The organism is Streptomyces sp. NPDC091412 (assembly GCF_044756885.1).
Lineage (GTDB): Bacteria > Actinomycetota > Actinomycetes > Streptomycetales > Streptomycetaceae > Streptomyces.
On sequence record NZ_JBIVTV010000017.1, the window covers coordinates 38325 to 60084 of the forward strand.

16 protein-coding genes are annotated in these 21760 nt (G+C 71.6%); 9 read left to right on the forward strand and 7 right to left on the reverse strand.

Going from position 1 to position 21760, the window contains the following annotated elements; translation table 11 throughout:
• Positions 1–177: 177 nt before the first annotated feature.
• Entirely contained in the window at positions 178–1185 is a 1008-nt protein-coding gene (locus ACIQMV_RS30470) for a LacI family DNA-binding transcriptional regulator (protein ID WP_402596462.1), read from the reverse strand.
• A 182-nt stretch (positions 1186–1367) separates the two neighbouring features.
• Here ACIQMV_RS30470 and ACIQMV_RS30475 point away from each other — a divergent pair, with 182 nt between their 5' ends.
• Positions 1368–2522 (forward strand): Gfo/Idh/MocA family protein, encoded by a 1155-nt coding sequence (locus ACIQMV_RS30475; RefSeq protein WP_402596463.1) that lies wholly within the window; start codon positions 1368–1370, stop codon positions 2520–2522.
• A gap of 15 nt (positions 2523–2537) precedes the next feature.
• Here the strand turns inward: ACIQMV_RS30475 and ACIQMV_RS30480 are convergent, their stop codons facing one another.
• A complete protein-coding gene (locus tag ACIQMV_RS30480; protein WP_141364131.1) occupies positions 2538–3053 on the reverse strand; it encodes a GNAT family N-acetyltransferase in 516 nt (171 codons plus the stop codon).
• Positions 3054–3185: 132 nt separating this feature from the next.
• On the opposite strand from ACIQMV_RS30480, the gene ACIQMV_RS30485 reads away from it, so the two are divergent.
• From ACIQMV_RS30485 to ACIQMV_RS30495, 3 genes are all read left to right on the forward strand, one after another.
• A complete protein-coding gene (locus ACIQMV_RS30485) occupies positions 3186–3992 on the forward strand; it encodes a thioesterase family protein (protein ID WP_402596464.1) in 807 nt (268 codons plus the stop codon).
• A gap of 111 nt (positions 3993–4103) precedes the next feature.
• The gene (locus ACIQMV_RS30490) at positions 4104–5129 is read left to right on the forward strand and encodes an alcohol dehydrogenase (RefSeq protein ID WP_141364127.1); all 1026 of its coding nucleotides are present in this window, start codon (positions 4104–4106) and stop codon (positions 5127–5129) included.
• Positions 5130–5433: 304 nt separating this feature from the next.
• Positions 5434–5928, forward strand: a complete 495-nt coding sequence (locus ACIQMV_RS30495; protein ID WP_402596465.1) for a lamin tail domain-containing protein — start codon at positions 5434–5436, stop codon at positions 5926–5928.
• A 231-nt stretch (positions 5929–6159) separates the two neighbouring features.
• On the opposite strand, the gene ACIQMV_RS30500 is transcribed toward ACIQMV_RS30495, so the two are convergent.
• The gene (locus tag ACIQMV_RS30500) at positions 6160–7104 is read right to left on the reverse strand and encodes an MIP/aquaporin family protein (RefSeq protein ID WP_141364123.1); all 945 of its coding nucleotides are present in this window, start codon (positions 7102–7104) and stop codon (positions 6160–6162) included.
• Positions 7105–7533: 429 nt separating this feature from the next.
• On the opposite strand from ACIQMV_RS30500, the gene ACIQMV_RS30505 reads away from it, so the two are divergent.
• From ACIQMV_RS30505 to sbnA, 5 genes are read left to right on the forward strand one after another with little or no spacing between them, the layout of a single operon-like run.
• Positions 7534–10062 (forward strand): Pls/PosA family non-ribosomal peptide synthetase, encoded by a 2529-nt coding sequence (locus tag ACIQMV_RS30505; RefSeq protein WP_402596466.1) that lies wholly within the window; start codon positions 7534–7536, stop codon positions 10060–10062.
• A 14-nt stretch (positions 10063–10076) separates the two neighbouring features.
• The gene (locus tag ACIQMV_RS30510) at positions 10077–13346 is read left to right on the forward strand and encodes an amino acid adenylation domain-containing protein (protein ID WP_402596467.1); all 3270 of its coding nucleotides are present in this window, start codon (positions 10077–10079) and stop codon (positions 13344–13346) included.
• A gap of 53 nt (positions 13347–13399) precedes the next feature.
• Positions 13400–14404 (forward strand): TauD/TfdA family dioxygenase, encoded by a 1005-nt coding sequence (locus ACIQMV_RS30515; RefSeq protein ID WP_141364117.1) that lies wholly within the window; start codon positions 13400–13402, stop codon positions 14402–14404.
• Positions 14401–15480, forward strand: a complete 1080-nt coding sequence (gene sbnB, locus ACIQMV_RS30520; RefSeq protein ID WP_401774625.1) for a 2,3-diaminopropionate biosynthesis protein SbnB — start codon at positions 14401–14403, stop codon at positions 15478–15480. Before ACIQMV_RS30515 ends, sbnB begins: the two co-directional genes overlap by 4 nt.
• A gap of 37 nt (positions 15481–15517) precedes the next feature.
• The gene (gene sbnA / locus ACIQMV_RS30525; protein WP_402596468.1) at positions 15518–16570 is read left to right on the forward strand and encodes a 2,3-diaminopropionate biosynthesis protein SbnA; all 1053 of its coding nucleotides are present in this window, start codon (positions 15518–15520) and stop codon (positions 16568–16570) included.
• 72 nt (positions 16571–16642) lie between these two features.
• On the opposite strand, the gene ACIQMV_RS30530 is transcribed toward sbnA, so the two are convergent.
• The 4 genes from ACIQMV_RS30530 to ACIQMV_RS30545 all read right to left on the reverse strand — a co-directional run bounded on the left by ACIQMV_RS30530 (position 16643) and on the right by ACIQMV_RS30545 (position 21751).
• Positions 16643–18382, reverse strand: coding sequence for an MFS transporter (locus tag ACIQMV_RS30530; protein ID WP_402596469.1), 1740 nt, complete (start codon positions 18380–18382; stop codon positions 16643–16645).
• Positions 18383–18433: 51 nt separating this feature from the next.
• Positions 18434–18877, reverse strand: a complete 444-nt coding sequence (locus tag ACIQMV_RS30535; RefSeq protein ID WP_141364109.1) for a MarR family winged helix-turn-helix transcriptional regulator — start codon at positions 18875–18877, stop codon at positions 18434–18436.
• 172 nt (positions 18878–19049) lie between these two features.
• Entirely contained in the window at positions 19050–21281 is a 2232-nt protein-coding gene (gene katG / locus ACIQMV_RS30540; RefSeq protein WP_402596470.1) for a catalase/peroxidase HPI, read from the reverse strand.
• A 32-nt stretch (positions 21282–21313) separates the two neighbouring features.
• Positions 21314–21751 carry a Fur family transcriptional regulator gene (locus ACIQMV_RS30545; RefSeq protein WP_141364106.1) on the reverse strand — a complete coding sequence of 146 codons (438 nt, stop codon included), beginning with the start codon at positions 21749–21751 and terminating at the stop codon, positions 21314–21316.
• Positions 21752–21760 lie beyond the last annotated feature (9 nt).

Here is a 21760-nt window from a genome sequence, read left to right on the forward strand (position 1 = left end):
GGCCCGCCCGGGCCCCACGGATCCACCCCGCCGATGCCCGCCCGGGCCCCACGGATCCACCCCGCCGATGCCCGCCCGGGCCCCACGGATCCACCCCGCCGATGCCCGCCCGGGCCCCACGGATCCACCCGGCCGGTACCGGCCCAGGTCCCACGGAGCGTCTCGGAGCGGTACTCGTCAGCCGATTCCGGCGGGCGGTGCGGTCGTGCCGCGCACCTCCAGGACCGGGCTGGTCAGGTCGACCGTGCGGGGCAGGTCCGAGTCGTCGATGCGGTCGAGCAGCCGCTGGGCGGCGCGCCGGCCCACGTCGTGGCTGGCGTTGTCCACGGTGGTCAGCCACACGTGGCGCAGGCGCGACAGGTAGGTGTTGTCGTATCCGGCCAGGGAGAGGTCCCGGGGGACCCGGAGGCCGCTCTCCTCGGCGGCGGACAGCGCGCCGACGCAGGCCATGTCGTTGACCGCGAACACGGCGGTGGGCCGCGGGGTACGGCTGAGCAGCCGTACGGTCGCCCGGTAGCCGCCCTCCTCGGTGAGGTCGCCCTGCTCGACGACCGCCGTGCCGGCCGGCCCGTGCGCCCGCATGGTGGCCTCGAAGCCGCGGCGGCGCAGGTCGCCGACCGCGCCCCGGCCGGCGATGTGGGCGATGTGCCGGTGGCCGAGGGCGATGAGGTGCTCGGTGGCCAGCCGGGCGCCCTGCTCGTCGTCGCCCGCGACGACGTCCACCCCCGGCAGTTCGGGTTCGCGGGCACCGGCGACGACGGTGGGCACCCGGCCGGCCGCGACGCGCAGCGCCCCCGGATCCCGCAGGGTGCCGACGGCGACCAGGCCGTCGACGCGCAACTCGGTGAAGGTGCGGGTGAGGTCCTCCCCCAGGCGCCGGTTGAGGTGGCCGTCGGCGAGCAGCATGTGCAGACCGGAGTCGTACAGGCGGGAGTTCAGCCCGTCGAGGAGTTCCACGAACCAGGGGTTGCGCATGTCGTTCAGCAGCACGCCGACGGTGCGGGTGCGGCGCTCGCTGAGGCTGCGGGCGGCGGCGTTGGGCCGGTAGCCGAGTTCCTCGACGGCGGCGAGCACCGCCTGCCGCTTCTCGGGGCGCACGCCGGCGGAGCCGCGCAGCACCAGCGAGACCAGGGACTTGGACACACCGGCGCGCGCGGCGACGTCTCGGATGGTGGGCGATCGCACGCTGTGGACCGTTCCATGAGGACCGGCCCCTTGTAAAGAGGCCGGAAGGCCGTCCGGATAAAGACGCTGGAAGGCCGTCCGGAAGCGCTCGCAGAGGGCTTCAAACGATGGCTTGACACCTGGCGGGAGGCGGCCTCATCGTGAGCCACCAGGTTTTGGATCGGTCCAAACAAGGGGCTTTCATGGTGTCTGCGCTCGGCGTCGCCGTCGTCGGATTCGGCTGGATGGGACGCGTGCACACCCAGGCGTACGCCCGCGTGCCCCACCACTTCCCCGGGCTCGCGGTACGGCCGCACCTGGTCGCCGTCGCCGACGAGGTGCCCGGCCGGGCCGAGGAGGCGGCCGGGCGGTACGGCTTCGACTCCGCCACCCGTGACTGGCGGGAGATCGCCGCCGACCCCCGGGTGGAGGCGGTCAGCATCACCGCCCCGAACTTCCTGCACCGCGAGATCGGCCTCACCATGGCCGAGGCGGGCAAGCACATCTGGATCGAGAAGCCGGTGGGCCTGAGCGCCGACGACGCCCGCGCGGTCGCCGACGCAGCCGCCGAAGCCGGTGTACAAGGAACGGTCGGCTTCAACTACCGCAACGCCCCCGCCGTCGCCGCCGCCCGCGAGATGATCGCGGCCGGTGAGATCGGCAGGGTCACCCATGTCCGCATCCGGCTGTTCAGCGACTACGCGGCCCACCCGGAGGGCGCCCTGACCTGGCGCTACGAGCGTGAACGCGGCGGCAGCGGGGTACTGGGCGACCTGGCCTCGCACGGGGTCGACCTGGCCCGCCATCTGCTCGGCGAGATCGAGTCGCTGGCCGCCGACACCGCGGTGTTCGTGCCCGAACGGGCCCGGCCGGCCGGCGCCACCGCCGGTCACACCCGGGCGGCGGGCGGCGAACTCGGACCGGTCGAGAACGACGACTACGTCAGCTGCCTGCTGCGTTTCGCCTCCGGCGCGCGCGGCGTCCTGGAGGCGTGCCGGGTCTCGGTGGGTGAGCAGAACAACTACGGCTTCGAGATCCACGGCACCAGGGGCGCGCTCTGGTGGGACTTCCGGCGCATGGGCGAACTCGGCGTCAGTCGCGGCACCGCGTACCAGGACCAGCCCGTCAGCACGGTCTACGTGGGCCCCGGCCACGGCGAGTACGGGGCCTTCCAGCCGGGTGCGGCCAACGCCATGGGCTACGACGACCTCAAGGTCATCGAGGCGTACCACTTCCTGCGCTCGGTCACGGAGGGCGGGGTCCACGGCGCCACCCTCGACGACGCCGTGGCCGCCGCGGTGGCCCTGGACGCGATGGCCCGCTCCGCCGAGGAGCACGGATGGGTGAGCCTCGGCTGACCCACCCGTGCCGCCTCATCCCGGCGTCAGGTCCGTGCGCGGGGTGATCGCCCAGTGGTTGGTGCGCAGCACCCGGCCGGCGAACGCCACCTCGCGCTCGGCGACGAACCGGAAGCCGAGCGAGCGGCAGATCCCGTTCGAGGCCGCGTTGGTGGTGGCCGGAAAGGCGTGCACCACTCCCCAGCGCTCCTCGTCCCGCGCCCGCTCCAGCAGCGCGCGTGCCGCACGCCCGCCGAGGCCGCGGCCCTGGAACCGCGGCAGCACCATCCAGCCGATCTCGGACATCGGGCCGTCGTCGCCGTCGTGGGTCCAGATGGTCACCGTCCCGGCCACCTCCTCGGGGGTGCCCGGGTCAGGGACGATCATCTTGATCCAGGCGACGCCGGCGGCCGCCTGCCGGGCGTCCCGGCGCACCTTGTCCGCCATGCCGCCGGCCGGCAGGGGCCCGCCGAGCTCGGCCATCATGACCGGGTCGCAGCGCATCCGGACGTACGCGTCCACGTCGTCGGGGGTGACGTCACGCAAGAGCACGGGGCCTCCTGACGGCAGGTGGGTGTAGGTGCCAAGTATGGGCTGGGTCATGATGGGGCTGCCCGGCCGATACGGCGCGAGAGACCCGTGCCTGTTCGGCTTCCCTGTGAACAGCCCGAGGAGAAGCACCCGTTGAACACCGGCGCCCCGGTTCCCGACAGCTACTACGAGCGCATCGACGAGCACCGTTTCAAGCCCACCGCACACGCCGGTGGTGCCTGGGACGTGCGCGAGCAGCACTTCAGCCCGCTGGGCGGACTGGTCGTCCACGCCGTCGAGGACCATCTGGCCGCGCGTGGGGGCAGCGCGCTCATACCGGTCCGGATCAGCTACGACATCCTGGGCCGCCCGGCCCTGGACGAGTGCGAGATCGAGGTGGAGACCCTCCGCCCCGGCCGCACCATCGAACTCCTGGAAGCCGTCGTGCGCATCGCCGGCCGCCCGGTGGTCCGGGCCCGCGTCTGGCTGCTGTCGGCGCAGGACACCTCCGCCGTCGCCGGGGGTGCCGGCGACCGGCTCACCCCGCCCGACCGGCTCGAACCGTGGGCGATGAGCGAGTTCTGGCCGGGCGGCTACATCGCGTCCCTGGACGTGCGTCCGCTCGCCCCGCCGAGCCCCGGCCGCACCACCGCCTGGGTCTCCACCCCGCTCACCCTGGTCGCCGGCGAACCCATCAGCCCGCTCGCCTCCTACCTCTCCCTCGTCGACACGGCGAACGGCATCGCCGTGCGCCAGTCGCCCACCGCGTGGATGTTCCCCAACGTCGACCTGACCGTGCACCTGCACCGCCGCCCGGAGGGCCCCTGGACCGGTCTGGACACCACCGTGGCCTTCGGCCCGACCGGCGTGGGACTGACCAGCACGGTCCTGCACGACCTGCACGGCCCGGTCGGCCACGCCCAGCAGATCCTGACCGTGCGCCCCATGCCGGGCGGCTGACGGCGGCCGGTCCTTCGCGGGCCCGCCGCCCGTCCCGTACGGCGCGCGCGATCGGCAGGGAGCTGATGTCCTGGTTGCGGGGGCCGTCGTACCCGCTTCCGGGAGAGACCGATGAGTACCTACACAGTCGCGCAGGTGACCACCGCCGGCGGTCCGTTCGAGATCGTCGAGCGTGAGGCGGCGGAGCCGGGCCGTGGCCAGGTCGCGATCACCGTGGAGGCGTGCGGAGTCTGTCACAGCGACAGCTTCTTCGTGGACGCCGTGATGCCCGGGGTCACTTTCCCGGTGGTTGCCGGGCACGAGATCGCCGGGCGGATCGAGCAGCTCGGCGAGGGGACGCGGGACCAGGGCTGGCAGGTGGGCGACCGGGTGACGGTGGGCTGGTTCGGCGGCAGCTGTCACCACTGCACCCCGTGCCGCCAGGGCGACTTCATCGTGTGCCCGGATCTGAAGGTCCCCGGCTGGTCCTACGACGGCGGCTTCGCCGAGCGGGTGATCGCACCGGTCGACGCCCTGGCCCGGATCCCCGACGCCCTGGCGGCGACCGACGCCGGGCCGATGGCGTGCGCGGGCGTGACCACGTTCAACGGACTGCGGCGCAGCTCCGCGCAGCCGGGTGATCTGGTGGCCGTGCTCGGCATCGGAGGCCTGGGTCACCTGGGCGTGCAGTACGCGGCGGCCATGGGCTTCGAGACGGTGGCGATCGCACGCGGGGCCGACAAGGCCGACTTCGCCAAGCGGCTCGGCGCGCACCACTACGTCGACAACACGACGGACACTCCCGTCGCCGACGCGCTGCGATCGCTGGGCGGCGCCAAGGTCGTGCTGGCCACGGCCGGCAGCTCCGAGGCGATCGCGGCGACCGTCGACGGGCTGTCGCACCGCGGTGAGCTGGTGGTGATCGGGGCGGCTCCCACGCCGCTGGGGATCAGCCCGCTCCAGCTGATCACGAGCGCCCGGATCATCCGCGGCCACCCGTCGGGCACCGCGCAGGACGTGCAGGACACCATGGCGTTCAGCGCCCTGCACGGGATCCGTCCGATGACCGAGGCGGTGCCGCTGGACCAGGCCGGCGAGGCGTACCGGAAAATGCTCGCCGGCACCGCTCGGTTCCGCATGGTGCTCACGACCGGATGACCAACCGGCGCGGGACCACGGCCGGTTGTCCCGCACGGGGTGAAGCGCCCAGGCCTTCCGAGCCGGAAGGCAGGCGTGCTGCCGCGTCAGCCGCCCGGCGGGCTCCTGCCCCAACCGGGCCGTGACGACCGGCGTGGAGTACCGGGCGAGGATGCCGCCGAGCACGTCACCCGTGACATGGAGCAGGGCTCGCGTGTCGAGAGGACACGGCGACCTTCACACTCTCCACACCTCTCCGTCACCCCATTCTTACTTCTTGTGTATGCTCCTGAGGCTCCATTGGCACCACTGAGGGGGGAACCTCATGCGTATACGCTCCGCGCTGGCCGTGGCCGCCACGGCCGGAACGGTCGCCGTCGTCGCCGCCGCGCCGGCGCAGGCCGCCGAATACTCGTCCGCGCTGAAGGTCAAGGGCGTCCAGTACGACGCGCCCGGACGGGACTCCAACAACTGCCGTACCGGCAACACCAAGAACGAGTACGTGACGATCAAGAACTACTCGCGCACCGCGACCGTCAACCTCAAGGGCTACGTGGTCAAGGACGCCTCCGGCAAGCGGTTCACGTTCCGCGCCAACCACAAACTCGAGCCCGGCGACTACGTGAAGCTGCGCGGCGGCAAGGGCACGGACTCCGACGCCAAGAACGTCGTCTACCGCCAGAACTGCAACTTCATCTGGAACAACGACAAGGACACCATTTACCTGCTCAAGCCCTCCGGTGCCCGCGCCGACGTCCACTCCTACACCAAGGCCCGCGACGACCGCGACGGCGACGGCTACATCAGCTACCACGGCTGAGCCCACCCCGATCCCGCCGGCTGCCGGGAAGCTCACGGCGGCCGGCCCTCGTACCGGGCCCAGGGCGGACCATGACCCAGCACCACCAGCAGCGACGACCGCGCGGCAGATCCGGCATCCGGCCGTCGCACCGGCGCGGACTCGTGTGGGCCGCGGGCATACTCCTGACGGAGCGTCTGCAACAGGGCCGTCCCGGGCGGCCCGCGCCCACCCGCCCGGTGTCGGGGGCGGCTACGTGCCGCTCTCCTCGGCCGGGCGGGTGAGTCCGGACTCCGGGAGCTCGTTGTCCTGGGCACGGATGTGCAGTACGTCGCCGATGAACAGGTCGTACACCAGAACACCGACGACCCCGCCGATGAGCGGTCCGACGATCGGGATCCACCAGTAGTGGCTGAACGACCCGGCCAGGCTGCCGGGCAGAGCCAGGTCTCCCCACCCGGCGAAGAACGTGAACAGACGTGGGCCGAAGTCACGGGCCGGGTTGATGGCGTACCCGGCGTTCGCTCCGTAGGAGAAGCCGATGGCGGCCACCACGAAGCCGATGACCAGCGGCCCGAGGTTGGCCTTCACGGCGGTGTTGCGCAGGTCGATGACCGCCACGATCAGCATGACCAGGAACGCGGTGCCGACGATCTGGTCCACGAGCGGCCCCCAGTAACCGCCATGGAAGTAGGGCGCCGGGAAGGTGGCGAAGATCGAGAACGAGGCGACGGTGTGCCCGTGCGTCTTCGGTCCCTTCATCGCCTGGTCGAAGGTGTTGATAGCGTCGTGATAAACCGCGTACACCACCGCGGCACCGACGAAGGCGCCCGCCACCTGTGAGATCCAGTACGGAACCACCTTCGCCCAGGGGAACTTGCGGCGCACCGCGAAGGCCAGGGTCACCGCCGGGTTGAGGTGCGCCCCGCTGACGCCTCCGGCGACGTACACGCCGAAGGCCACCGCGAAGGCCCAGCCCCAGCCGACCAGCAGCCAGTCACCGGCGCTGATGAAGAACGTCGTGGGCCCCTCGGTGCGCCCCGAGCCGGGCAGCGCCGCAACCGCCATGGCCACCGAGCCGCATCCGAAGGCGATGAGGACCAGCGTCCCGAGGAACTCCGCCATGCATTCGCCCCAGAGCCCGCCACGGCGCCTGAGCCGTGAGGGACTCAGCAGGGGCGGGATTTCCACGGCCATATCGGCCCCCTCAGCGAACAGGACGGCCTCGCGTCACCGCCCGGCCCCGGGCGGCCCCGCCTCACCGCTCAGTCTGCGCGCCGGTCCGCACCGAGGCCACTCGGCCCGTTCCGGGACACCGCCGGCCCGCCGAACGCGCGTTCCATGACCAGCCGGCCACGGCGCCGATACGCCCCCCACGGCGTGCCGAGGCCCTCCCGGAGGGTGAACCCCCATACGAGTGAGATTACTCAGGCCGTCGGCGCAAAGAACCGAGGAATAGAGGCGCGTCGAACACTCCGGTTGCCTCGGCGCGAGCGGATCCAAGTGGCAACCGAGCGATGACCGAACAAGACTGATCAGTGGTTTCGTGATCAGGCGAAAACGCACGGTCCCGGAGACCGGGCACCGTTGGCCGATGGTTTTCGACCTTTCCTTCAGGGAGCTGGCATGGTGGAGAAGTCTGCCGACATCTTGATGCCCGGGCCGGACGAGCCCGTGATCGCCGGGCAGGCACGCTCCCTCCCGGCGACGGCGGACACCGAGAGGGAGCTCGCCGGAATCCTGGCGGACGTCGTAAACGCCGAACACGTTCCGCCCGAAAGTCATTTCTTCGACGACCTGGGCGCCAACTCCCTGGTCATGGCGCAGTTCTGCGCGCGGGTCCGGAAGAGATCAGATCTGCCGCCGGTGTCCATGAAGGACATCTACCGCAACCCCACGGTCCGCAGCCTGGCGGAAGCCCTCGCGGAGCTCGCTCCACCCCCCGCCGGCGCACCCGCTCCGGCGGCCCCGGCGGCACCCGCGGACGAGGCGCCGGCACCGGCCGCGACGACCCCGAGCACGGCTCGCTACGTGCTGTGCGGCACGGCTCAGTTGCTCATTTTCCTCGGATATTCGTTCGTCGCCGGAATGGCCACCGCACGAGCCTACGAGTGGGTCGGCTCGGCATCGGGCCTCGCCGACATCTATCTCCGGTCCCTGTTGTTCGGGACCGGCGGTTTTCTCCTCCTGTGCGTCTTCCCGATCGCGGCGAAGTGGATTCTCGTCGGCCGCTGGAAGCCGGGCGAGTTCCCGGTGTGGGGTGCGGCCTATCTCCGCTTCTGGATCGTCAAGGTGCTCCTGCACGCGAATCCGATGATCCTCTTCATCGGAAACCCCGTGTACGTGTTGTACCTGCGGGCCCTGGGCGCGCGGATCGGCAAGGACGTCACGATCCTCTCCCACTCCGTGCCGGTCTGCACCGACCTGCTCACCATCGGCGCGGGCACGGTGATCCGCAAGGACGCGTTCTTCCTGTGCTACCGGGCGCACGCCGGGCGCATCCAGACCGGCCGGATCGACATCGGCCGGGACGCCTTCGTCGGCGAGAAGTCGGTGCTCGACATCGACACCTCGATGGGCGACGGCTCACAGCTCGGCCACGCCTCCGCCCTGTACCGGGGCCAGCACGTGCCGGCCGGCGAACGCCGGCACGGCTCCCCGGCACAGCCCACGTCGGTCGACCACATCAGGGTCGAGCCGACCCGGTGCGGCACGCTGCGGCGGGCCGTCTTCGGGGTGTCCTCCCTGCTCCAGCTGTTCCTGCTGTACCTGCCGTTCGGCGTCGGCGGCGTCTACATGCTGTTCGCGGAGGTACCGGCGCTGCGCGGCCGGCTGGACGCGGGGACGACCCTGTCCACGGTGCCGGAGTTCCTCACCGACACCCTGGTCGTGTCCGCCGTGCTGTTCTTCGGCGGGGTCGTCGTGGGCCTGGCCCTGATGTTCGCGGTGCCCCGGCTGCTGAGCCTGGCCGTCAAGCCCGACCGGGTCTACCCGCTCTACGGCTTCCAGTACGCGATGCACCGGGCAGTGGCCGGCCTGACGAACCTCAAGTTCTTCCCCTGGCTCTTCGGCGACAGCTCCTACATCGTCCCCTATCTGCGCCGCCTCGGATACGACCTGTCCCAGGTGGAGCAGACCGGCTCGAACTTCGGCACCGAGGTGCAGCACGAGACGCCGTACCTGGTGTCCGTCGGCAGCGGGACGATGGTGGCCGACGGGCTCTCCGTCATCAACGCCGACTACTCCAGCACCTCCTTCAGGGTGAGCCGGGCGACGATCGGCGCGCACAACTTCCTCGGCAACAACATCGCCTATCCGGCGGGAGCCAGAACGGGCGACAACTGCCTGCTCGCGACGAAGGTGATGGTCCCCCTCGACGGCGAACTGCGCGAAGGGGTCGGGCTGCTCGGCTCACCATCCTTCGAGATCCCCCGCTCGGTGGAGCGCGACACCCGCTTCGACCACCTCAGGACGGGCGACGCCCTGCGCCGCAACCTCGCCGCCAAGAACCGTTACAACCTCCGCTCCATCGCACTCTTCCTGTTGCTGCGCTGGGTGCTCGCCGCCGTGCTCACGGGAGTCGGTCTGGCCTGCGTCGACCTGTACGGCACGCTGGGCCACGTGGTGATCGGCGGCTATCTGGCCCTGACCGTCGCCCTCACGGCCGGCTACTTCATCCTGGTGGAACGGGCCATCGCCGTCTTCCGCTCCCTGCGCCCCCGCCTGTGCTCCATCTACGACCCGTACTTCTGGTGGCACGAGCGGCTGTGGAAGGTGCCGGACGAGTGGCTCGAGCTGTTCAACGGGACCCCCTTCAAGCGTCTGGTCTGGCGCCTGATGGGCGTGCGCATCGGCCGCAGGGTCTTCGACGACGGCTGCTACATCACGGAGCGGACGCTCACCGTCATCGGGGACGACTGCACGCTGAACGTGGGCAGCAAGATCCAGTGCCACTCGCAGGAGGACGGCACCTTCAAGTCGGACCACACCAGGCTCGGATCCGACTGCACCCTCGGGGTCGGCGCACACGTGCACTACGGCGTGACGGTGGGCGACGGGGCCGTACTGGCGCCCGATTCCTTCCTCATGAAGGGCGAGGAAGTCCCCGCGAAGGCGGAATGGGGCGGAAACCCCGCCGAGCCGACGGCGAAATGAGGAAGGGCCATTCAATGGGAGCGCTCGTGGCAGCGGACAGGGAGTTCTGGAGCGAGGTGCTCACCGCCGGCGGGTTCACCGCCGTTCCGCGGTGGGCACGCGAGCCGGTGGCCGGTGACGCCGAGCACGAGGAGACCGTGCCGGCCGGGACGGCCCGGGCGGTGCGCGCCCTCGCGGCGGAGCTGGGGGTGCCGTCCAGCACGGTCCTGCTGGCCGCGCACGCCAAGGTGCTGGCCGCGCTGTCCGGTGAGCAGGACGTGGTGACGGGCTGTGTCACGGGCCCCGACGCCGGCCCGCTGCCCTGTCGGTCGGCCGTCGCGCCGGGGTCCTGGCGCCGGCTGGTGCTCGACACCCACCGCGTCGCGGCGGACCTGCTCGCGCACCGGGATTTCCCCGTGGACGAGCTGCGCCGGGAGCTGGGACTCCCAGGACCGTTGTTCGAGGCCGTCTTCGACCCGGCGGACACCGGGGGCGGCGCCCTGCCCGCCGGGGCGGTGCTGCGGATGGCCTTCGGCGAGCGGGACGGGCTGCTGACGGCACGGTTGCGGTACCGCACGGACGTGCTGGACGCCGAGGCCGCGGCCCGGGTCTGCGGTTATCACCTGACCGCGCTGCGCCTGATGACCGCCGACGTGGACGCCGAGCACACCCGGCGGAGCCTGCTGTCGCCCGAGGAGACGCGCGACCAGCTGGAGGGGCTGGCCGGACCTCATCGGGAACTGCCGTCCGCGCGGGCGCACGAGCTCTTCGAGGAGCGGGCACGGGCCCACCCCGAGGCGGTGGCCGCGGTGCACGGCGAGCGCTCGTGGACGTACGGGGAGCTGAACGCGCGGGCCAACCGGCTGGCCCGCGCGCTGCTGGAGCGCGGTCTGGGCCGGGAGGACGTGGTGGCCGTGGTCACCGCACGCAACCTCGACTGGCTGGCGGCGGTACTGGCGGTGTTCAAGGCCGGCGGTACCTATCTGCCGATCGAGCCGCACTTCCCGGCCGGGCGCATCAAGGCGACGCTCGCCCGGGCCGGCTGCCGACTGGTGCTGACCGAGCCGGGCAGCACCGGCACCCTGGACGAGGCGCTGGCCGCGCTGCCGCCGGGGACCGAGAAGCTGCTGATCGAAACGGCGTACGCGCAGGAACACGCGGACGACGACCTCCGAGTGGAGGTCTCCCCGGGCCAGTTGGCGTACATCTACTTCACCTCGGGCTCCACCGGCGAGCCCAAGGGAGCGATGTGCGAGCACGCCGGCATGCTCAACCACCTGTACGCCAAGATCGACGATCTGGGGATCGGTCCCGGGCGGGTGGTGGCACAGACGGCTCCGCAGTGCTTCGACATCTCCCTGTGGCAGCTGCTGGCCGCGCTGCTGGTGGGCGGGCGGACCCTGCTGGTCGAGCAGGACGCCGTCGTGGACGTGGAGCGGTTCGTCGACACGCTGGTGCGCGGCCGGGTCGCCGTGGCGCAGGTCGTGCCCTCCTATCTGGAGGTGGTGGCCTCGTACCTGGAGCGGCACCCGCGCGAACTGCCCGACCTGGCCTGCGTGTCGGTGACCGGCGAAGCGCTGAAGCGGGAACTCGTCCAGCGCTGGTTCGCCCTCCAGCCCGGCATCAAGCTGGTCAACGCCTACGGGCTGACAGAGACTTCGGACGACACCAACCACGAGGTCATGGACGCGGTTCCGGAACGGGTGCTGCTGGGGCGCCCGGTCGGCAACGTGCGCGTCTACGTGGTCGACGAGCACCTTTCACCCGTGCCGCTCGGCGCCCCCGGGCTGATCGCCTTCTCCGGCGTGTGCGTGGGACGCGGATACGTCAACGACCCCGAGCGGACCCGTGAGGCCTACCGCGAGGACCCGCACCGGCCGGGCGAGCGGCTGTATCTGGCGGGCGACTGGGGCCGCTGGCACCCCGGCGGGAAGCTGGAGTTCCTCGGCCGCCGGGACAGCCAGGTCAAGATCCGCGGGTTCCGCATCGAGATCGGGGAGATCGAGAACACCCTGCTGCGCGTTCCCGGGGTCCGGGACGGCGCGGTGGTCGTCGCCGAACTCGCGGGCCGCAGCACGCATCTGATCGCCTTCCACACCGGCCGGCGACTCGATCCGGAGGAGTTGCGCGACGCGCTCGGTGCCGTGCTCCCCGCGTACATGGTCCCGTCGGCCTTCCACTGGCAGGACGGGCTGCCGCTGACCGCCAACGGCAAGATCGACCGTAAGGCGCTGACCGCGCTGGCCGAACGGGGCGAGCAGACGACGGAGGAAGCCGGTTCCGGCGAGTCCGACGACGCCCCGCGCACCCCGACCGAGCGGAGGCTGGCGGCCGCCTGGGCGGAACTGCTGGGCCTGCCCGGGCAGACGATCGGCCGACGGGACCACTTCTTCGACCGCGGCGGGACCTCCCTGTCGGCGGTGAAGCTCACCATCGCCCTGAACCGCGCGGTGTCCCTCAAGGACATCACCCGGCACCCGGTGCTCGCCGAACTCGCGGCGTGCCTCGACGGCACGGCCCGGCAGCGGCCGGAGCTGCTCCAGCCGCTGTCGGCGGGCGAGGATTCCCCCGAGTGCGCGCTGGTGTGCTTCCCCCACGCGGGCGGCAACGCGGTCAACTTCCAGCCGCTGGCGAGCGCCCTGGCCGGCAGCGGCGTCGCCGTCCACGCGGTGGACCTGCCCGGACACGACCTGGCCGCAGGCGAGGAGCCGTTCGCGCCGTTGGAACAGGTGGTGGAGCGGGTCGCCGCGGAGATCGCCGGGCGCGGCCTGAAGCGGGTCATGCTCTGGGGCCACTCCTCCGGCACCGCGCCCGCCCTGCTGACCGCCCGGAGGCTCGCCGCGCTCGGAGTGGAGGTGACCCGGGTGTTCCTCGGCGCGCAGCTGCTCGGCACGGCCACCGAACGACGCGCCGCAGCGACCGAGTTGACTGAGCGCGGCGACGCCGAGATCGCCGCCCGGCTCGGTGCGGACGGCGGCCACCTGGAGCTCGGCGAGCTGAACGCGGAGCACGCCGAGCGCGTCGGGGCCGCCTACCGGCACGACTGCGTGTTGGCGCACCGCTGCTTCGCCGACGCCCTGGACAGGCCGCCGGCGGTGAGACTGGCCGCGCCGGTCACCGTGGTCGTCGCCGCCGACGACCCGAGCACCGCGGGCTTCCAGGACCACTGGCGGGACTGGGAGTTCCTGGCCGAGCAGGTGGCGCTGCGTGAACTCACCGACGGCGGCCACTACTTCCCACGCACCCGCCCGGCCGCGGTGGCGGCGACCGTACTGGACGCCGCCGACCTGCTGGCCTCCTCCTGAACACCGCTGAGGACCACCCCGGCCTCGTTGGTGACGAACGAAAGGAAACCGAGATGTCGTTCTCGTCCCCGGCTTCGGTACTGGAGGTGGAGCTGCGACCGGACAGACCGCCCGTCCTGCGTGTCGAGACCTCTGCGGACGCGACCGGATGGGCGGCCGAGCACCGCGAGACACTGCGGGCCCGGGTCGCCGAGCACGGAGCCGTGCTCGTACGCGGCCTGGGACTGCGGGAGCCCGAGCAGATCTCCGCCGTCTTCACGGAACTGGCCGGCCCGCTGATGCCGGAACGGGAGGCCTTCGCCCCCCGCGAGTCCTACGGCCCCGGTCTGTACTCCTCCACCGCCTGGCCCGCCAACCAGCCCATGTGCATGCACCACGAGCTGAGTTACGCGCTGAAGGTGCCCGGGCTGATGCTGTTCGCGTGCCCGACCGCGCCCGCCGGGGGCGGGGCGACCGCGGTGGCCGACGCGGAGGCGGTGCTGAACGCGCTGCCGGCGGAGCTGACCGAGCGCTTCGAGCGTGAGGGCTGGCTGCTCACCCGCAGCTACAACGACGAGATCGGGGCGTCCCTGGCGGAGTCGTTCGGCACCGACGACCGCGAGACCGTCGAGAACTACTGCCGCGCCCATGCCATCGAGTTCGCCTGGCAGCCGGACGGCGGCCTGCGCACCCGGCAGCGGCGCTGCGCCGTGGTCCGGCACCCGGTCACCGGCCGGCGCTGCTGGTTCAACCAGATCGCCTTCCTCAACGAGTGGACGCTGGCCCCGGAGGTGCGCGAGTACCTGGTGGACGAGTACGGCGCGGACGGGCTGCCGTTCAACACCCTCTTCGGCGACGGCGCACCGATCGGCGAGGAAGTCGTGCAGCTGCTCAACGAGACCTACGAGGCGCACACCCAACGCGAGCCCTGGCAGTCCGGCGACCTGATGCTGGTCGACAACATCCGCACCGCGCACAGCAGGGAGGCCTTCACCGGTGACCGACAGGTACTCGTCGCCATGGCCGAGCCCCAGCGCCTGGCCGAGTACGGCCCGACCCCGAAGGGAATCCGGCGATGACCCCCGTGACCTCCCCCGCCACCGACCCGACCACCTCCCGGCCCACCCCGGTGCCGACCTTCGCCGTGATCTCCGGCGCCCAGGTCCGGCAAGCGCTCGAAGGGCGTGAGAAGCAGCTCACGGAGCTGGTCGAGGCGACGTATCGGCTGCACGGCTCCGGCAGCACGGTGAACCCGCCGTCGTACTTCCTGCGCTTCACCGACCGTCCCACGGCGCGGATCATCGCGCTGCCGGCCTCCGTCGGCGGGTCGGCGGGCGTGGACGGACTGAAGTGGATCTCCAGCTTCCCTGCCAACGTCGGCGCCGGCCTGCCCCGGGCCTCGGCGGTCCTGGTCCTCAACGACCACGACACCGGCTACCCGTTCGCCTGCCTGGAGAGCTCCATCATCAGCGCCACCAGGACCGCCGCGTCCGCGGCGCTGGCCGCCGACTGGCTCACCCGCAACCGGCCCCGCCCCACCCGGGTCGGCTTCTTCGGCACCGGCCTGATCGCGCGCTACATCCACACCTTCCTGACCGGCACCGGCTTCAGCTTCGACAGCGTTGGCGTGTACGACGTGTCCGCCGACAGCTCCGCCGGGTTCTGCGGCTACCTGCGCCAGACCGGTGCCCCCGGGCACGCCCCCGAGGTCACCGTCCACGAGAGCGCCGAGGACCTGATCCGCTCCAGCGACCTGGTGGTCTTCGCCACGATCGCCGGCGAGCCGCACATCACCGACCCGGCCTGGTTCACCCACCATCCGGTCGTCCTGCACGTGTCGCTGCGCGATCTCGCCCCCCAGGTGCTGCTCTCCGCGGCCAACTTCGTCGACGACGTCGAGCACTGCCTGAAGGCCGGCACCTCGCCGCACCTGACCGAGCAGCTCACCGGCGGCCGGGACTTCCTGCACGGCACCCTCGACGACGTCATGACCGGGCGGGTGGATCCGCCCACCGACCGGCCGGTGATCTTCTCGCCGTTCGGCCTGGGGATCCTCGACCTCGCCGTCGGCAAGTACGTCTACGACGAGGTGGCCCGCGCCGGAAACCTGCACGTCATCGACGACTTCTTCCATGAGCTGCGCCGATACGGCTGAACGTTCCTACCCTCGGCCCAGGCATCAGGAGGCCAGCGTGCCCGTCATCTCAGCCCCCCACGCCTTCAACGAAGGCCAACTCTATGTTGATCTCCGGCCGACATTCGGGCGCTCGCTCTACCTGAAGTGCGAGGGCTTCAACTTCGCCGGCTCGATCAAGATGAAGGCCGCGACAGAGATGGTGGAGGCCGCGGAACGGGACGGCCTCCTGACGCCCCGCTCGATCCTCATCGAGTCCTCGTCGGGCAACCTCGGTGTGGCGCTCAGCATGATCGCCGCCAGCAAGGGCTACCGGTTCCTCTGCGTGACGGACTCCCGCTGCAACCTGTCCGCACGGCTGCTGATGGAGGCGCTGGGCAGCGAGGTGCACGTCATCGCCGACCTGGATGCCAACGGCGGCTTCCTCGGCGCGCGGATCGACTACGTCCGCGCGCTGTGCGCCTCCGACGAGCGGTACGTCTGGCTCAGCCAGTACACCAACCCGAACAACTGGGGGGCCCACTACCGCAAGACCGCACCGGAGATCGCCCTCCAGTTCCCCCGTCTCGACGTGCTGTTCGTCGGCTCGGGCACCACGGGCACGCTGATGGGCTGTGCCCGCTTCTTCCGCGAGTGGCATCGGCCGGTGCGGATCGTCGCGGTGGACACCGTCGGCTCGGTGGCCTTCGGCGGCAAGCCGGGCCGGCGGATGATCCCCGGCCTGGGCATGAGCATGCGCCCGCCGCTGCTCGACGAGTCCTTCGTCGACGAGGTGGTCCGGGTCGAGGAGGCGGACACCATTCGCGCCTGCCACCGACTGGCCCGGCGCGGCTTCCTGTTCGGCGGGTCCACCGGGACGGTGGTCAGCGGCGCGATGGACTGGCTGTCGCGCAACGACGCCCGCGCCCTGACCGCCGTGGCCATCGCCCCGGACCTCGGGGAGCGCTACCTCGACACGATCTACCAGTCCTCCTGGCTCGAGGACCTGTACGGCGACGCGTTCCTCGGCGACCGGCACGACCGGCCGGAATCCGGCCCCGAGGAGGTCACCGCGGGCTCCCTGGCCGTCGACCCCCGCTCGCGCACGCGGCGCGCGCCACGCGACCGGTGACGTCCGCCGCGCGGACGGGGACCGCGCGGCGGACGGCCGCCCCGCGGTCCCCGTCCGGGGATCCGGCGCCGGTCAGCCCGCCGCGCCCCGGAGTTCCGGCAACATGGCCGCGGTCAGCGGCCGCGGCTCGCTGTCGGGGTCGACGAGGACCACGGTGCAGGTGGCGGCGTGGGTCAGGGCCGCGGTGAAACTGCCGTCGGCGAACTGAGCGAGCGGGCCGCGCGGCGAACGGCCCACCGCCACGGCACGCGCGCCCACCTCGGCGGCGTGCCGGGCCAGGGCGCGGCCGGCCGCCGCGTGGTCGCCGACGCTGCCGAGGATCTGGCCCCGCGCGACGACGCCATGGGCAGCGAGCCGGTCGAGGTGGGCGGTGACGGTGGCGCGGGCCTGCGCGAAGTCCTCGGCGTCGGCCGCCTGTTCCTCGACGACGGCGGTCTGCTGGACGTGCACGACCTCCAGGGGGCTGCCGGTGTCCCGGGCGAGCCGTGCCGCGGCGTCGACGATCACGGCTGCCCCTTCGTGGGCGCCGACGGCGACGACCACGGGCGGCGTGCCGGTGGGCGCCGCGGTGCCGACGGACGTGAACGTCGGTGTGACGGGCTCCCCTTCACCGGTGCGCGTCTCGGCCTCCCGCAGCAGCCGGTGGCCGAAGGCCAGCACCGGAATGGCGAGGAGGAAGGTGGCGGCGCCGAGGTAGAACGGGACACTGAGGTCGGTGGCGTCGGCGAGCTTGCCGGCGACGTAGGGTGCCAGGCCGCCGCCGATGAACCGCAGGAAGCCGTACGCGGAGGAGGCGACGGGCCGCTCGACCGGGGAGACGAGCATGACGGCCTGGGTGGTCAGGGTGTTGTTGATGCCGATGAACGCGCCGCTGGCGATGACCGCCACGATGACCACGGTGGGGCTGGCGACCCCGGCCGCGATGACGGCCATCACGATGCTCAGGCCGAGCAGGTTGGCGTAGAGGACGGGGGCGGTGCCGTAGCGGGCCTGAAGGCGCGGGGCGAAGAAGACGCTGAAGGCGGCCACGAGCAGGCCCCAGCCGGTGAAGACCAGCCCGAGCTGGTGGGCGCCGAGCTCCATCGGGTACGGCGCGTAGCCGAGCATGGTGAAGAAGCCCCAGTTGTACAGCAGTGCCATGATGCCCATGGTCAGCAGGCCGCGGTGGCGCAGTGCCTTGAGGGGGGCGAGGGGCGAGGTGCGGCGTTCCGGTTTCGGCAGGTTCGGGACGAAGGCCAGGGTGGCTATGAGCGCGACGGCCATGAGGACGGCGACGCCGAAGAAGGGGCCGCGCCAGCTGATGGCGCCCAGTTCGCCGCCGAGCAGCGGGCCCACGGCGATGCCGAGGCCGAGCGCGGTCTCGTAGAGGATGATCGCGCCGCCGAAGCCACCGCTGGCCGAGGCGACGATGACGGCCAGCGAGGTGGCGATGAACAGGGCGTTGCCCAGCCCCCAGCCGGCGCGGAAGCCGACGATGCCGTTGATGGAGCCCGACGAGCCGGCCAGGGCGGCGAAGACGACGATGACGGCCAGGCCGGTGACGAGGGTGCGCTTGGCTCCGAAGCGGCTGGAGAACCAGCCGACGATCAGCATCGCGACCGCGGTGACGATCAGGTAGCTGCTGAACAGCAGGGAGACCTGGCTGGGCGTGGCGTGCAGGCTCTCGGCCAGGGCGGGCAGGATCGGGTCGACCAGGCCGATGCCCATGAACGAGATGACGCAGGCGAACGCGACGGCCCAGACGGCCTTGGGTTGTTTGAAAGGGCTGGCGGCCTTTCCATGACCGGCGGCCTTTCCGTGCGGTGCACTCATGTGCGCCTCTCCTGTGAGGTGGGCTGAGGTGAGCGGTGGTGGCGCGGCGGGTCAGGAGCGCGCCTGGCGGTCCTCGATGACGCGGGCCAGGGCCGGCAGCGCGACCCGCACCGCCCGCTGCTCGGCCTCGGGCAGTTCCTCCACGAGTTGCTGCAGGGCCCGGGCGCGTTCGGCGCGGCGCTGCCGGAAGAGTTCAAGACCGGCGTCGGTGGCCTCCACCAGCACGCCCCGGCCGTCGCTGTGGTCGGCGGTGCGCCGTACCAGGCCCGCCCGCTCCAGCCGGGTCACGAGCTGGGTCATGTTGGGCTGGGACACGCTCTCCGCCCGCGCCAGCTCGGTCAGCCGGTAGGGGCCCTCGCGGCCCAGCCGGGACAGCGCCGAGGAGGCGGCCGTGCTCAGTCCGCCGGAGGTGGCGCTGCGGCGTACGTAGCGCACCATCTGCTCGACGGCGATCATCAGGTCCTCGGGCGACGCCTCGGAACCCACTGGGTCCATAACCCGCTTATGCATAAGCGCATTATGCACTTGGATGTAGGACGAAACAAGATTCCGGGACGCGGGGAGGCGGAAACATGTCGAGGCCGGCCGGAGCGGGCCGGCCGGCCTCGATGCCATGATCAGCCGAAGTCAGGCGTGATCAGGCGTGTTCAGTTGTGGTCATGCGCGATCAGGCGAGGTCGAACCGGTCGAGGTTCATGACCTTGACCCACGCCGCGACGAAGTCCTCGACGAGCTTCTCCTTCGCGTCGTCGCTCGCGTAGACCTCCGCGAGCGCGCGCAGCTCGGAGTTGGACCCGAAGACGAGGTCGGCACGGCTGCCCGTCCACTTGACCTCGCCGGTGGCGGCGTCGCGGCCCTCGAAGGCAGCGGCGTCCTCGGACGTCGCCTTCCACGTCGTGCCCAGGTCGAGCAGGTTGACGAAGAAGTCGTTGGTCAGCACGCCGGGCGTCGCGGTGAGGACACCGAGCTGCGAGCCCTTGTACGTGGCGCCGAGGGCGCGCAGACCACCGACGAGGACCGTCATCTCGGGGGCGCTCAGGGTCAGCAGGTTCGCCCGGTCGAGCAGCAGGTACTCGGCCGGCAGCCGGTTGCCCTTCCCGTAGTGGTTGCGGAAGCCGTCGGCGGTGGGCTCCAGCGCGGCGAAGGACTCCGCGTCGGTCTGCTCCTGCGAGGCGTCCACGCGGCCCGGGGTGAAGGGCACCTCGACGTCGAAGCCGGCCTCCTTGGCGGCCCTCTCGACGGCCGCACCACCGGCGAGCACGATCAGGTCGGCCAGCGAGACCCGCTTGCCGCCGCTCTGGGCGGCGTTGAAGGACTCCTGGACCTGCTCCAGGGTGCGCAGCACCGTCGCCAGCTCGTCGGGGTCGTTGACCTCCCAGCCGCTCTGCGGCTGAAGCCGGATACGAGCGCCGTTGGCACCGCCGCGCTTGTCGCTGCCGCGGAAGGTGGAGGCCGACGCCCACGCGGTGGACACCAGCTGCGGCACGGACAGACCCGATTCGAGGATCCTGGCCTTGAGCTCGGCGGCGTCCCCGGCGTCGATCTGCTCGTACTCCGCCTCCGGCAGCGGGTCCTGCCACAGGAGCGTCTGCGCCGGAACCTCCGGGCCGAGGTAGCGCACGACCGGACCCATGTCGCGGTGGGTCAGCTTGAACCACGCGCGCGCGAAGGCGTCCGCGAACTCCTCCGGGTTCTCCATGAAGCGGCGCGAGATCGGCTCGTAGGCCGGGTCGACGCGCAGCGAGAGGTCCGTCGTCAGCATCGTGGGCGCGTGCCGCCTGGACGGGTCGTGGGCGTCGGGGACGGTGTCCGCGCCCGCGCCGTCCTTCGGCCGCCACTGGTAGGCGCCGGCCGGGCTCTTGAACAGCTCCCACTCATAGCCGAACAGGATCTGGAAGAAGCTGTTGTCCCAGGTGGTGGGCGTGTCCGTCCAGATGCCCTCCAGGCCGCTGGTGATCGCGTCGCCGCCCTTGCCGGTGCCGTAGGTGCTCCGCCAGCCCAGGCCCTGCTCCTCCATCGAGGCGCCCTCGGGGGCGGGGCCGACGTGATCGGCGGGGCCCGCGCCGTGGGTCTTGCCGAAGGTGTGGCCACCCGCGATCAGGGCGACCGTCTCCTCGTCGTTCATCGCCATCCGGCGGAACGTCTCACGGACGTCGCGGGCCGCGGCGATCGGGTCCGGATTGCCGTTCGGGCCCTCGGGGTTGACGTAGATCAGGCCCATCTGGACCGCGCCGAGCGGGTTCTCCAGCTCGCGGTCACCGGTGTAGCGCTCGTCGCCGAGCCAGGTGGTCTCGGGACCCCAGTAGACGTCCTCCTCGGGCTCCCACACGTCCTCACGGCCGCCGGCGTACCCGAAGGTCTTGAAGCCCATCGACTCCAGGGCGACGTTGCCGGCGAGGATCATGAGGTCGGCCCACGAGAGGTTCCGGCCGTACTTCTTCTTCACCGGCCACAGCAGGCGGCGGGCCTTGTCCAGGTTCCCGTTGTCCGGCCAGCTGTTGAGCGGTGCGAAGCGCTGCTGGCCGGCACCGGCGCCGCCCCGGCCGTCGCTGATCCGGTAGGTGCCGGCGCTGTGCCACGCCATCCGGATGATGAAGGGGCCGTAGTGGTTGAAGTCGGCGGGCCACCAGTCCTGCGAAGTGGTCAGCACCTCGGCCACGTCCCGTTTGACGGCCGGGAGGTCGAGGCTCTTGAACGCCTCGGCGTAGTCGAAGTCCTCGCCGAGGGGGTTGGCCACCGCGGGGTTCTTGGCAAGGATCTTCAGGTTGAGGCGCTCCGGCCACCACTGGCGGTTTCCACCGCCCTGGGTGGGGTGCGCCGCACGACCGTGCGCGACCGGGCAGCCGCCTGTGCCCTCCGTCTTCGCGTCGGTCACGATTGCATCGGGGTTCTCGGACATGGTCTTCCTTCCGGACTGGGCGGATCGCGAGCTCAGGTACTGCCGGAGGTGGAACAGGCGGGGCACAGGCCCCAGTAGTTGACCTCGGCCTCGTGGATCGAGAAGCCGTGGTCCTCGGACGCGGCCAGACAGGGAGCGTCGCCGACGGCGCAGTCGACGTCGGCGACGACACCGCACGAGCGGCACACGACGTGGTGGTGGTTGTCCCCGACGCGCCCCTCGAACCGGGCCGGACTGCCGGCCGGTTCGATACGGCGCACGAGCCCCGCCGCGGTGAGCGCGCGCAGCGCCTCGTAGACGGCTTGCAGGGAGACGTGACCCACGCGCTCGCGCGTCCCGGAGGCGATCGCCTCGACATCGAGGTGATCACCTGCCCGTACGGTCTCGAGCAGTGCCACCCGCACGGCGGTCACGCGCAGGCCGGCGTCACGAAGCTCCCCTGCTGTGGACTCGGTCCGAGGTCCGGTCATGCGCCGAAC